Genomic DNA, 13,426 nt, shown 5'->3' on the forward strand with positions numbered 1-13,426 from the left:
TCAGGCCGGATCGGCGGTGCGTGGCCGGTCGCGCAGCGCCACCCAGAATGCCAGCTGCGACACCGCGCCGGCCGAGGCCATCACCACGGCCGCCGACACCGTGGGCGAACTGCCCAGGCCGGCCAGCGCGGTGCACAGCGCGCCCATCGCCATCTGGGCGCAGCCGTACAGGCCGGAGGCGGACCCGATCACCTTGGGGTTGACGCTGACCGCGAGCGTCAGCGCGGCCGGCGAGGCGATGCCCGCACCCAGCGTGAACAGGAACATCGGGCCCACCAGGCCGGGCACGCTGGCCCATCCGGCCAGCACCAGCGCCAGCATGACGAACGTGCTGATCACGCTGAGCAGATTGCCGCCCACCATCACGCGATCGATGGGCAGGCGGCCGATGATGCGCGTGGCGATGGCGCTGCCCAGCCACACTCCCGACACGAGCACGGCCAGATAGACGCCGACCTCGCTCGGCGGGCGGTGCAACTGATCGACGAAGATGAAGGGGGCGCTGGCGATGAAGGCGAACATGGACGTGGTGGCGCAGCCCCCGCCGATGGCCAGCCCCAGGAATCGCCGCGATCCGAGCAGCTGCACGTAGTCGCGCGCCAGCGATCTTGCCGAGACCTGGGCGGCGACGGGGCCCGTCTCGGGCAGCAGGCGCCAGGCCAGCACCAGGTTGGCCAGCCCCAGCACGCACAGGCTGCCCAATACCGCGCGCCAGCCCAGCACGCCTGCCAGCGCGCCGCCTGCGATGGGAGCCAGCGCGGGCGCGACGGTGACCATCAGATTCATCAGCGCCAGGCGCTTCGCGGCGTTCGCGGCCGAAGCCGTGTCGCGCACGATGGCCCGGCCCAGCACCAGGCCCGCGCAGCCCCCCAGCGCCTGGAACAGCCGCGCCGCGATCAGCGCATAGGCATCCGGCGCGAGCGCGGCCCCCAGTCCCGCGATGGTGTACAGGCCGAGCCCGACCATCAGGACGGGGCGCCGGCCATATCGGTCGGACAACGGCCCATAGACCAGCTGACCGGCGGCCAGTCCGAGGATGTACAGACTGACCGTCATCTGCATGGCGCTGGTGCTGGCCTGCAGGTCCCGTCCCGCCATGCCCAGCGAGGGCACGAAGATGTGCATGGCCAGCGTGCCGCTGAACGTGAACAGCGCCAGCAGCCACAGCGGCACGTGCGGCAGCTGCGCGGATGCCGCGGGGCGTTCGTCCGATGAGACGGGGTGTGCCGCCGTCGCGTCGTTCATGGCGCTTCCCCGGTATCCGGGTTCGCTTCGGCGTCCAGGCGCTGGCAGATGTCCTGCAGCAGGCGCACGGCGCGCTGCAACTCGCGGTCGGCGATGCCCGCCAGGGCGGCCTCGCGCACCTGTATCGCCACTTGCTCGACCTGCTGGACGGTGGACTGGCCCAAGGGAGTGAGAACAATGGCCTTGGCGCGGCGGTCGGCGTCTTCCTCGCGGCGCGTGACGAGCCCCGCGGCCTGCAGCGCATCCAGCACGCGCACCACCGAAGACCCGTCCAGCCCCAGCGATGCGGCCAGGTCCTTCTGCCGCATGGGAGCGCTGGCGCGCGACACGTGCAGCAGGGGCAACCAGGTCGCCTCGGTAAGACCATAGGGCTGCAGGCGGCGATTGACGGCGCGCCGCCATGAGCGCGTGGTCTGGGACAGCAATGAGCCGAACCCGGCTCGCGTGGCATCGGTCATGATGGTGGCTCGAATTAGATGATATACAAATTAATTGTATATCACCCAATACCATCGCATGCGTGCCGCGAAAGCCACGCGGCACATGGGCTGCGGCGCGCGGCGCCGCAGCCCATGTGCCGTCGCATTGCTAAGGTTTACGCGGGGCGACGCGCGGCAGGCGCAGCGTGAAAACCATGCCCGAGCCCGAGGTGGCCAGGTTCTGCGCGCGCAGGGTGCCGCCCAGCACTTCGGTCACCATCTGGCTGCAGATGTGCAGACCCAGTCCGGTGCCGCCGCCGTGACGGTTGGTGGTGTAGAAGGGATCGAAGATGCGCTTGAGGTTGCGGCTGTCCACGCCCACGCCGTCGTCGGCCACGTGGACCACGACATGCGAAGCGCCGCTGGACGCCGTGCGGATGGTGATGTTGCCGCCCTCGCGGCCGCGGAAGGCGTGGATCAGCGCATTGTTGACGAGGTTGGAAACGACCTGCTCCAGCGGGCCGGGGTAGCTGTCCAGCATCAGCCCGGGCGCCAGATCCAGGCGCAGCCCGATGCCCTTGGACGAGTCCCATCTGCGCAGGTGGGGATGCGAGTCGAGCACGGCCTCGGCCAGATCGAAGTGGCGGCGCTCCATGGTGCTGCGGTCCACGGCCACCTGCTTGAAGCGCTGCAGCAGGCCGGCCGCGCGCTGTATGGCGGTGCGGGCCAGGTCCAGCGCGGCCTGCGTGTCCTGCAGGAAGTTGTCCAGGTCCGAGCGCTTCAGGCCGCTGGCCAGGCGCTCCTGCAGGGTGGCCAGGGACTGCTGCATAGTGCTCATCGACAGCGACGCGCTGCCCAGCGGCGTATTCAGTTCATGCGCCACGCCCGCGACCATCAGCCCCAGCGAGGACAACCGTTCGGCGCGCTCCAGCTCCGCCTGCATGTTGCGCAGGTTGGTGTTGGCCTCGACCAGCGCGCGGTTGGCCGCCTGCAGTTCGCGCGTCTGGAGGTCTTCGTCGGCCAGCGTGTCCACCATCTGCCAGCCATAGCGCCCGGCCAGCAGCAGCGCCAGCAGCATCAGGCCGCCCAGGGTCAATTGCCAGCGCCAGTCGGCCGCCTCGGCCTGGGCGCGGCTGCTGTGCACGACCACGCTCACGCCGACCCGGCTGACCAGGTTGATGGTGCTGGCCTGGTCCGCGACCACGGTGCTGTCGAACTGCAGCCGCCGGAACACCCAATGGGCGGAGGCATCGCTGTGGCGCCCGGCGCTGGCGTCCTGCAAGGCCTGCCACAGCCCGGGATTCGTGTGCGGCAGCGCCATCTCGGGCCGGTCCAGCTGCCAAGCCCAGCTTTCGCGCGGCGTCGGCCCCTCGAGCCAATAACCCGCGTCGTTGACCAGGTGGATGTCCATGCCCTGCCGATGCCCCAGCGCCGCGAGCCGGTCCAGCAGGCGGGAAGCGCGATAGCCGATCGCGACGATGCCGAGCGGCCGCCCGTTCTCGTACAGCGGCGTGGCCACGTACAGGATCGGCTCGAGCGGGCGTTCGACATAGCCATACTCGGTGTTCAGCTCGAACTCCGACACGTACACCGACCCGGGCGACAACGCCACGGTTTCGCGGAAGTAGGGCCGCGATCGATTGTTCTGCAGGTTCACCGGCGGCACGACCTCGGGCATGCCCTGGTGCATGCTGACGCGCAGCCTCTCGTTGCCGTCCAGGTCCAGCCAGCGCACCTGCTCGAAGGCGCCCGAGCTCTTGGCGAAGCTGAGGAACAGCCGGGCGAACGGCGAGTCGGGGCTGACGTCATCATGCGGCACCTGGGCCGCCAGGTCGCTGAGGAAGGCCACGTCGCGCAGCAGGCCGTCGAGCGTGCGGCGCACGATCTCGGCGGAGTCTTCCAGCAAGCCTTCGCGCGCGCGCCACTGCGGCGCCTGCGTGAGCGAGGCGATCTCCATCCACAACACCGGGAAACCGATGAGGCACGCCAGCAGCCACGGCGTGACCATGACCAGGAAGCGCCGCCGCACCGTCGCGGGCAGTGCGGCGAACCGTCGCGCATGGCGCCTGACGGCGATCGAGGCCATGCCGGCCCTCAGTGCTGCGCCAGGCGCTGCATGAAGGCCGACAGCGGCTCGGGCCGGGCGTAGTAGAAGCCCTGGGCGCGCGAGCAGGCATGGTCGACCAGCCAGTCGGCCTGCGTCTCGGATTCGACGCCTTCGGCCAGCACCTGCATGTTCAGCCGCCGGCCCAGGCCGATGATCATGTCGGCGATGGTGTGCCGGCCGGGCGCGGTGTCGATCTCGTTGACGAAGTGGCGATCGACCTTGAGCGTGGTGGCGGGCATGGAGCTCAAGTGCGCCAGCGACGAATAGCCCGTGCCGAAGTCGTCGATGGCGATGGGAAAGCCCGCGTTGCGCAGCCCGCGCAGCAGCTGGCCGTTGGCTTCGTAGTCTTCGATGGCCGCGGTTTCCGTGATCTCGATCTCGAGCCGCTCGGGCGGCACGCCGTACTGCTGCGTCATGTCGATCAGTTCCTGCATGAAGTCGCGCCGCCCGAGCTGCAGCGGCGAGACGTTCACCGATACCGAGATGTCGGGGTAGCCGGCATCGCGCAGTTGCGCCAGCGCCTGGCAGGCCAGCTCCAGCACGTGCTTGCCCATGGGCACGATCAGGCCGTTGGCCTCGGCCACGGGGATGAACTCGGAAGGCGGCACGCGCGTGCCGTCGCGCCGCGTCCAGCGCGCCAGCGCCTCGGCGCCGGTGATGCGGCCGGTGCGCAGGTCGATCTGCGGCTGCAGTTCGATGCTGATCTCGCCGCTGCGCAGGGCGCGGTACAGCTCGCGCGACAGCGTGAAGCGCTCCTGCATCTCGCGTTCCAGGCCGGGCTGGTAGTCGACGATTTCGGTGGCGCCGCGCGACTGGGCACGGCGCAGCAGCAGCGTGCCCATCGCCATCGCGCCGCGCGCCGTGCCCGAATAGTGGTCGAGGTCGACGCGGGCGGAGCGCACGCGTATGAAGGAAGGATGATCGGGATCGTAGATGTCGACCGACTGCAGTTCGTCGATGCGGTCCTGCTGCAGCAGCGAGGTATGGCCCAGGATGGCGAAGGTGTCGTCGTGCAGGCGCGCCACCAGGGTGGGGGCGGGAAAGATGGCGCGCAGGCGGCGGGCCATCTGCTGCAGCATGATGTCGCCCTGTTCCACGCCCAGCGACAGGCAGGTCGAGGAATACTGGTCCAGCTCGATCAGCAGCATGCTGCGATCGCGGGGACCGGGCAATTCGAGTACGGCGGTAAGGCTGCGCAGCAGCGCGTTGGCATTGGGCATGCTTAGCAGGCTGTCCTCGTAGGCGAGGCGGTCCAGGCGGCTGGTCAGGGATACGTTGATCAGCCCCGAGTTGATGTGAGTGGCGAATACGCGCAGCAGCTCCCGCTCGGTCTCGTCCAGGGACCGATCGGTGGCGATATAGGTGGCGGCATGCGGGCAGTGCTCGGCGCCCGGAAAGAACAGGACCTGGCTGTGGTCGCTCTCGACGTTGGCGCGGTTCCTGAGGGCCTGCTGCAGCACGTCGCGGATGGGACTCTCGCCCAGGCAGCGCAGTTCGCGATTGACCGACTGGGAGAGCCTGCCCGCGGCGCCCACGATGCGCGCGGACAGCGGCTCGGGCGCCTCCGGGTCTTCCTGGACGCACACCAGGCCCTCGGCCTCGACGCCCAGCAGGCGCGACAGTTCGAGGATGGTGCGTTGCGAGAAGTCGGGCAGGCTGCGCGCGCGGGTCAGGCCGTTGCTGGCCTCGACGATGGCCTGCAATCCCTTGCGCGCCTGTTCCAGCGCGCGGATCTGCTGCCACGTGCGCAGGTTGCTGGTAAGCACGCCGTGCAGGCGTTCGAAGCTGAGATCGGTCTTGAGCCAGTAGTCGCTGATGTCGAGCGTACCCAGGCTGGCCGCCATCGGCGCCATGCCGGGCTGGCCGGTGACCAGCACGATGCGCACTTCGGCGTTGCCGAGCACCTCGCGCACGCTGCGCACCAGCCGCAGGCCGGCATCGTCGGTTTCCATGACGACGTCCAGCACGATGACGGCCACGTCGGGCGTGCTGGCCAGGATCTTGGCGGCTTCGGTGGAAGAGTTGGCGGAAAGGATCCGCACCGGCTTGCCCTGGTACTGGAACGAAGCCAGCGCCAGCTTGATCGAGCGCTGGAAGGCTTCGTCGTCGTCGACCGTGAGGATGGTGGGCGCCTGCGGCCGGGCTTGCGCGGGTGCTTCGGCAAGGGAGTCTTCCGCTTCGGGTGCGAAGGCGAATGCGCTTTCAACCGGCGCGCCGTCCAGTGTTTCGCCTTGTGTCCCCATTGCGTTGTCCTCGCTCAAATGTTGCCCGGAGGGGTACTCAGGCCGGTGGCGTGACCGACTGTGAGCGTTCACCGCATCCGTGCGTTTATATCGCAGGATACAGTCTGAAACAATAGGGTATCTTGAAGTATGTTGCGGCTGTATGTCCACAGCCGCGGATGAGGGATGTCCCGGGGGCGCCGCCGCGCGAAATGTGCTTGCGCGGCGGCGAAGCTCAAGCGGCCATGGCGGCCGGCTCTTCGGCGACGGGCGGCCTGGCCGTCCGCCCGGTCCACACGCCCTGGTGCAGCTGCGCCATGGCCACTGGGTCGTCCAGCAGCTTGATGCGCTGCGGTTCGGTCAGGCGCGCGTCTTCATCAAGGGCCAGGTCGACCAGCGCCTGACGCGCCGCCAGGTTGGCCGGCACCGGCCGGTGACGCGCCGTGCCCATGGCGCAGGCCAGTGCGTTGACCATCGGATCGACGATGGCATCCTGGAACGTCGGCGCGCCTTTGGGCAGCGCACGGGTCGCGTCGGTGTAGGCGCGGGTGTCGGTCAATTCGCGCGACGGATGCGTTTCCTCGGGGATGCGGAACAGTCCGTCGGCCGCCGCCTGCACGCCCAGTTCGGTGCGGCTGGAATAGACGGACATCGGCACGATGAGCAGCCACGCGGCCAGAATCGGCAGCATCCACCACAGGAACACCGGATTGAGCCAGGCCACCAGGGCGGCCCAGGCCAGCCCCAGCAACGTCTGCGATCCGTGGCGGCGCAGCGCTTCGCTCCAGGGCGTGTCGTTGTTGTCGCGCTGCGGCGAGATCCACTTGGCCTTCAGCCCCAGGAACGCGGCCACCACGAAGCGGGTGTGGAAGATCATGCGCACGGGCGCCAGCAGCATCGAGAACAGCACTTCCAGCAGCATGCTGTACAGCGCCTTCACGCGCCCGCCGTACTCGCGCGGGTAGCGCGCGCACACGCGCAGCACGCCCAGCACCTTGGGCAGGAACAGCAGCACGAACGTGGTGGAGAACAGCGCGATGGCCTTGTCCGGGTGCCACTGCGGCCAGATCGGAAACAGCTGCCGCGGCTCGACGAAGTACTGCGGTTCGGTCAGCGTGTGCACGGCCAGCAGGCCCGTGGACAGCGCCAGGAACAGGAACCACAGCGGCGCCGACAGATAGGACATCACGCCCGTGAGGAACACCGCGCGGTGCACCGGGTGGAAGCCCTCGATGAAGAACAGCCTGAAGTTCATCAGGTTGCCGTGGCACCAGCGCTGGTCGCGCTGGAGTTCGTCGAGCAGGTTGGGCGGCAGCTCTTCATAGCTGCCCGGCACGTCGTAGGCGATCCACACGCCCCAGCCGGCGCGGCGCATCAGCGCGGCCTCGACGAAATCGTGCGACAGGATCGCGCCGGCGAAGGCGCCCTTGCCCGGCAGCGGCGCCAGGATGCAGTGCTTCATGAAGGGCTCGAGCCGGATGATGGCGTTGTGCCCCCAGTAGTGCGATTCGCCCAGCTGCCAGAAGTGCATGCCCGCGGTGAACAGCGGCCCATAGACACTGGTGGCGTACTGCTGGATGCGCGCGTACAGCGTCTGCATGCCGCTGGCCTGCGGAGCGCTCTGGATGATCCCGGCCTCGGGATGCGCCTCCATCAACTGCACCAGCGACTTCAGGCAGGTGCCGGTCATCACGCTGTCGGCGTCCAGCACCACCATGTAGCGGTAGTTGGCGCCCCAGCGGCGGCAGAAGTCGTCGATGTTGCCGCTCTTGCGCTTCACGCGCCGGCGGCGGCGCCGATAGAAGATGCGGCCGAAGCCGTTCACCGTCTTGCACAGGTCGAGCCAGGCCTGCTGCTCGGCCACGCAGATGTCGGCCTGGTAGCTGTCGCTGAGGATGTAGATGTCGAACTGCTGCAGCGCATCGGTGCGCGCCAGCGATTCGTAGGTGGCGCGCAGGCCCGCGAACACCCGGGGTACGTCCTCGTTGCAGATCGGCATGACCAGCGCGCAGCGCGCGTCGGACGGCAGCGGCTGGTCGCCGAGTCCGCGCGCCGACACGCTGTAGCGGTCGCGTCCGATCATCAGCTGCAGAAAGCCCATCATGGCCGTCCAGAAGCCCGCCGACACCCAGCAGAACAGCAGGGCGAACAGCACCAGGATGGCGATCTCGAGCGGATTGCCGCCCTGGTAGGGCAACACCCCGCGCATGTACCACGTAGCCACCGTGGTCTGCACGCCGACGCCCACCAGCAGGGCCAGCCGCCGGCGGCTGCCGGCCAGGCGCCAGCCTTCGCCGCTGTTGGCCTGGCGGGAGGCATGCGTGTCGGGCGGATCTTGCGGCTTTTCGGCTTTCAGGCGGCGCCAGGCGCGCACGAAGGGATTGGTCAGCCAGGGCTTGGGCGCCATCGAGCGGCGCTGGTGCGGCGGCATGGCCGACAGTTCCGCGCCGCTGGCGTCGCTGCGCATCACGCCGGCCACCGTGGCGTCGGCGCCATAGCCCAGCACCAGGCGCTGGCCTTCCGAGGCCATGGACGGCTCGCGGATGGCGTCGTGCTGTCCCAGCGTCTCGTGCAGGGCGGTCCACGAATCCTCGCCTTGCGCGACAGCCGCCGCGACCTCGCGTTCCAGCGTCAGCCGCTGGATTTCAGGCAGCGGCAGCCGTTGCAGATAGTCGTGGACCAGGCTGTCGGAATCACTTGGCGTCGGGAGCATTTGCAGGCAATTGATAGGACCAGGTCTCCGACAGCGGTACCTTTCCGTTGGTGAGGTTGGCGCGCAGCTCCACGGGCTTGGCCGGGTCCTTGATGTTGACGCGCAGCATCAGGCGGCGGCCGCCGGTGACCGGATTGGGTCGCACGGTGTTCTCCACGATCTGGCCGTTGCCGTCGGTCGACGCGTCGGCGGTGATGACGGTGTCGGCGGGCAGGTTCTGAAGCGCGGGGCCGACGAAGTCGACCACCAGCGCATGGCTGCCGTCGCCGCGGCGGATCAGGTCGGGGCCCTTGACCTCTTCACGCGAACGGCGCGTCTGCTCGACCCATGCGAGCGGCGTGTTGTGCAGGCGCGGATCGTCCAGCGTCCAGGTCATGCGGTATTCGATCTCGAGCGGCGTGCCGATCGCCGGCAGTTTCTCGGGGACCCAGAAGGCGACGATGTTGTCGTTGGTCTCGTCCGGCGTGGGAATCTCGACCAGCTGCACACTGCCCTTGCCCCAGTTGCCCACCGGTTCGATCCACAGGCTGGGCCGCTTCTCGTAGCGGTCGTCCAGGTCTTCGTAGCGGCTGAAGTCGCGGGCGCGCTGCAGCAGTCCGAAGCCGCGCGGGTTCTCGGCGCTGAAGGCGCTGACCGCCAGGCGGCGCGGGTTGTTCAGCGGACGCCACAGCCATTCGCCGTTGGCGTTGTGGATGGCCAGGCCGTCGGAATCATGCATCTCGGGGCGGTAGTTGGGCACCGCCGGCGGCTGGTTGGAGCCGTACAGGAACATGCTGGTCAGCGGCGCCAGGCCCAGGCGGCCGACCTTGTCGCGCAGGAAGATGCTGGCCTTCACGTCGACGATGGTGTCGGTCTGCGGGCGGATGATGAAGCGGTAGGCGCCGGTGGCGCGCGGCGAATCCAGCAGCGCGTACAGCACGACGCGGTCGCTGGATGCGGTGGGGCGTTCGATCCAGAACTTGCGGAAAGCGGGGAATTCCTCGCCTGACGGCAGCGCGGTGTCGATCGCCAGGCCGCGCGCGGACAGGCCGTAGGCCTGGCCACGGCCGATCACGCGGAAGTAGCTGGCGCCCAGGAACGAGGCGAGTTCGTCATTGGGCTTGAGCGGCGTGTTGACCGGGTACAAGAGCTTGAAGCCGGCGAAGCCCAGGCCCTTGACGAGGTCGGGATTGACCGCCAGCTGGCCGTAGTCGAACTCTTCGGAATTAAAGGGCACTTCCTGGACGTTGCCCTTGTCGTCGACTTCGTTGATGCGCACGGGCGTGTTGAAGTGCATGCCCTGGTGATAGAAACCCAGGCGGAACGGCGTACCCGCGTCGCGCCAGTGCAGGCGGTCGTCTCGCAGGCGCACGTTCTGGTAGCCGGCGTATTTCAGTTCCTGCAGTTCGTCGGGCAGGTTGGAGACGGGCGGGCGGTAACCCTGGCCGGCCAGTTCGCGGGCCTGCTTCACGACCTCGGCGAAGCTGAACGGCTGCGGCGGAGGAGCGGCGGGCTTGGCGGCGGCTTCCTTGGCGGCTGCGTCCTTGGCGGCTGCGTCCTTGGCGGCTGCGTCCTTGGCGGCTGCATCCTTGGCGGCTGCATCCTTGGCGGCTGCATCCTTGGCAGCTGCATCCTTGGCGGCTGCATCCTTGGCAGCGGCTTCCTTGGCAGCGGCATCCTTGGCAGCGGCATCCTTGGCGGCGGCTTCCTTGGCGGCGGCGCTCTTGGCAGCGGCCTCTTTGGCAGCAGCTTCCTTGGCAGCAGCTTCCTTCGCGGCGGCTGGATCCTTGGCGGGCGCCTTGGCCGGAGCGTCCTTCGCGGGCGGGGTCGCCTCCTTCGCCGCCGCGTTGTCACCGCCCGCCGCGGCGGGGGCCTGTGCGGGCGGCGCGGACCCCGCGGGGGTTTCGGCGGCGGCGGCGCAGTTCAGTAGCGTGGTCAGGGCGAGCGTACAGCCCAGCAGCGGTTGGCGCAGGTAGCGGCCAGCGGTGGAAACGGACACGTCAGGGAGCCTCAGGCAGGAAAGCAAGCAAGAAATTAATCAGCCGGAATTTTTGCACAGACCATGCCAGATGCGGGCAACTGACACTGTACTGAAATGTGGCATGTGGCAACCGCGCGGCGCAGGATGCCGCCCGGTGCTGCGCCGATCAGTGTCGATGGCGGCATTTTCGCATGGACTGCTGATGGACGCCGGTACATACCGCGTATGGAGGATGGACGTCAGCCGCTGGCACGGGTCGACTTGCGCGCCGGCGGTTCGGGCGCGGGACGCCGCCACAGCAGCCACGTCAACAGGCACAGCGCGCCGGCGGCCAGCAGCCCGCCCGCCGCCAGATAGACCGGCCGGGCGCGCGCGGCATGGGCCAGGGCATTGGCCGCCGTGCCCGCAGGCGGCGCGATGATGAACGCGAAAGCCAGCAGCGCCGCGCCGATCGCCAATAGAAAGAGGGCGGCCCAACCCAGTTGCGGAATGCGCGGCCCTTTGGGCGGAGGGGGCGTCTTGGCCCGGGCCTTGGCGTCGGACCGGCCCGCCGGTTTGGCGGCCGGCTTGACCGCCGCCTTCTCCGACCTGGCCGCTGGCCCGGCCTTGGCGGACGCTTCGGCGGCGCGTTCGGCGCGCGGGGTGCGCAGGCGCCGCCACAGTGCCGGCGCATACGCCAGGCCGCCAAGGCCCGCCAGCACGCCCAGTATCGCGGCGGCCGACAGGTTGTCGGAGCCCGCGAGCCAATGCGGCGCGGATCCCGCCAGCGGCGAATCGCCCAGGGTTCGATACAGCAGGTGGCCGCAGGCATACATGGCGGCGATCGTCAGGATGACCACCGCGGAAACGCCCAGACCGCCGGCCACGTCCTGCGAGCGCTGCGTGGGAAAGCGTCGTATGGCCAGCGCTATCGCCCTGGTGCTGATCCAGGTGGCGACGGCCAGCAGCGACACGCATGCCAGCGACAGCAGGAAACCGAACAGGAAACGGGCGAGAACGAGAGCCATGGCGAAAACCGCTGCCGCGGGAGCGGCGCGGCCAGACCATAGCACACACGCCGCCGCCGCGCCCGCCGGTCAGGGATGCACGTCGCTGGCCGCGGTGTCGGCGGCGTCCAGCAGCAGCACGTAGCGGCGCATCAGCCATACCGCGCGTTCGAACAGCGCCGTGGCGGCGAACGCCGCCTGCTGCGCTTGCGGCGACAGGTCGGCGTTGTCGCGCAACAGGCGGCGCCGGATGCCGTCCATCAGTTCGGACCGGTCGTGCGTCAGCGCGCGCAGCAGCGCCAGGTCGTCCGGATGGGCGGACGCGGCGGCGTCGGCAAGGGTTTGCAGCATCATGTGCAAACCCTCGACCAGATTGCCGGTCAGCCGGTTGACCTCGCCGGCCTCGCTGCCGCCGCCCGCCACCGCGGTGTTGAGTTCGGCCAGCGTCTCCTGCATGGCCAGCAGCAGTTCGGTGCGGTCGCGCAGCACGATGGTGCGGTCCAGCACGGTGCGCGATCGGTTGCGGTCGGCCAGCTCGGTGATGAAGTGCTCGCACTGCTTCAGCACTTCGCGTTCGGCGGCATGGCGCACCGTCGGCGCCGGGCCGGGCTGCTGTACGTCTGCACGCAGCGTATCCAGGTAGCCGGGCAGCGTCGCCAACAGGCGTTGCTGCTCGAGATCCACCAGCAGCAGGGCGCTTTCCGGTTCGTCCAGCGCGTGGTCGTTCAGGTATTGCGGCTTGCCCAGCACTTCTTCCACCGACGGGGGCGCGGTGCGTTCGACGTGGCGGATGATGGGACCATTCAGCAGCCTCACGGACAGGTCCGACACGATCTGCAGAACGACATACACGGCCGCCAGCTGTGCCGAGGCAGAGAGGCCGAGCCCGCGGATCGCCGCGGTCAGCATGGGCCAGCCCGTGGACCATTCCACCGCGAACAGCAGCACGGTCATCGCCACGCCCAGTGCTTTCAGAATGACCTGATAAGAAACCAGCTGCCGCGCGCTGCCGCTCAGCTTGCCGGCAAGCATCCGCGCCGACAGGCCCGAGCCTAGCCCGGCGCCCAGCACGATCAGCGCGCCGCTTTCGAAGGTGATCAGTCCGCCCGCCGCCATCGCCATGGTCAGCACACTGACGGTGGTGGATGATTGGGCGATCAGCGCCACGGCCGTGCCCATGGCGAAGCTCAGCACGTAATAGTGCGAGGACAGCTCGAGGTACACGCGCAGGGTTTCCAGCTGCCTGAGCGGCGCCGTGCCCGATTTGATGAAGTCGATGCCCAGGAACAGCAATCCCACGCCCAGCAGCGCGCCCACTACATGACGATAGCGGGCGGACTGGTCCAGGTGCAGGTAGTAAGCGAAGCCGGTCAGGCCCACCAGCACCAGCACCATCAGGTGCATGTTGATGGCTGCCACCAGCACGATCATCGAGGTGCCGAGATTGGCCCAGTTGATGACCGGAAAGGCGCGCCGCGTCTGCACCGCGCCCGCGCTGACCAGGGCCACCAGCACGAAAGTGACGGCGTTGACGCTCTGCATGATGGCGCCCGCCGACAGGCCGAATACCGCGATCGAACCGTGGCCGGACAGGGCCTTGGCGATCATCACGCGCATTTTGCGGCCGGCCAGTTGCTTGAGGTTGGAGCTGATCAGCCTGATTCCGATGAAGAACAGGCCCAGTCCCGCAAAGATTGGCGCAGCGATGTCCACTGAAACGTATCCGGCTGTAGGTATGGCAATAGCGCTACGCCGGGATGCGGGTGGCTGGCAT

At 68.6% G+C, this 13,426-nt stretch carries 8 protein-coding genes; all 8 read right to left on the minus strand.

Annotated features, from left to right (window positions below):
• On the minus strand, positions 1-1,245 hold the full coding sequence (locus CAL15_RS05400; protein WP_086077643.1) for a multidrug effflux MFS transporter: 1,245 nt from the start codon (positions 1,243-1,245) through the stop codon (positions 1-3).
• A complete protein-coding gene (locus CAL15_RS05405; RefSeq protein ID WP_086077644.1) occupies positions 1,242-1,703 on the minus strand; it encodes a MarR family winged helix-turn-helix transcriptional regulator in 462 nt (153 codons plus the stop codon). Before CAL15_RS05405 ends, CAL15_RS05400 begins: the two co-directional genes overlap by 4 nt.
• A 130-nt stretch (positions 1,704-1,833) precedes the next feature.
• Positions 1,834-3,750, minus strand: a complete 1,917-nt coding sequence (locus CAL15_RS05410; RefSeq protein ID WP_086077645.1) for a sensor histidine kinase — start codon at positions 3,748-3,750, stop codon at positions 1,834-1,836.
• Positions 3,751-3,758: 8 nt separating this feature from the next.
• Positions 3,759-6,014: an EAL domain-containing protein gene (locus CAL15_RS05415; RefSeq protein WP_086077646.1), complete on the minus strand. Its 2,256-nt coding sequence runs from the start codon at positions 6,012-6,014 to the stop codon at positions 3,759-3,761.
• 214 nt (positions 6,015-6,228) lie between these two features.
• A complete protein-coding gene (gene mdoH, locus CAL15_RS05420; RefSeq protein WP_086077647.1) occupies positions 6,229-8,706 on the minus strand; it encodes a glucans biosynthesis glucosyltransferase MdoH in 2,478 nt (825 codons plus the stop codon).
• Positions 8,687-10,684: a glucan biosynthesis protein G gene (locus CAL15_RS05425; RefSeq protein WP_420042536.1), complete on the minus strand. Its 1,998-nt coding sequence runs from the start codon at positions 10,682-10,684 to the stop codon at positions 8,687-8,689. The genes mdoH and CAL15_RS05425 overlap by 20 nt, the downstream gene beginning before the upstream one ends.
• Before the next feature lie 221 nt (positions 10,685-10,905).
• The gene (locus CAL15_RS05430) at positions 10,906-11,673 is read right to left on the minus strand and encodes a hypothetical protein (protein WP_086077648.1); all 768 of its coding nucleotides are present in this window, start codon (positions 11,671-11,673) and stop codon (positions 10,906-10,908) included.
• 69 nt (positions 11,674-11,742) lie between these two features.
• Positions 11,743-13,365: a Na/Pi symporter gene (locus CAL15_RS05435; RefSeq protein ID WP_157666604.1), complete on the minus strand. Its 1,623-nt coding sequence runs from the start codon at positions 13,363-13,365 to the stop codon at positions 11,743-11,745.
• Between the last annotated feature and the right edge of the window lie 61 nt (positions 13,366-13,426).

Source organism: Bordetella genomosp. 13, from assembly GCF_002119665.1.
Taxonomy (GTDB): Bacteria; Pseudomonadota; Gammaproteobacteria; order Burkholderiales; family Burkholderiaceae_B; genus Bordetella.

Excerpts from the sequence above, each read along its gene's own strand:
- CAL15_RS05400 (WP_086077643.1), bottom strand. The coding sequence starts at position 1,245 with ATGAACGACGCGACGGCGGCACACCCCGTCTCATCGGACGAACGCCCC.
- CAL15_RS05405 (WP_086077644.1), bottom strand. The coding sequence starts at position 1,703 with ATGACCGATGCCACGCGAGCCGGGTTCGGCTCATTGCTGTCCCAGACC.
- CAL15_RS05410 (WP_086077645.1), bottom strand. The coding sequence starts at position 3,750 with ATGGCCTCGATCGCCGTCAGGCGCCATGCGCGACGGTTCGCCGCACTG.
- CAL15_RS05415 (WP_086077646.1), bottom strand. The coding sequence starts at position 6,014 with ATGGGGACACAAGGCGAAACACTGGACGGCGCGCCGGTTGAAAGCGCA.
- mdoH (WP_086077647.1), bottom strand. The coding sequence starts at position 8,706 with ATGCTCCCGACGCCAAGTGATTCCGACAGCCTGGTCCACGACTATCTG.
- CAL15_RS05430 (WP_086077648.1), bottom strand. The coding sequence starts at position 11,673 with ATGGCTCTCGTTCTCGCCCGTTTCCTGTTCGGTTTCCTGCTGTCGCTG.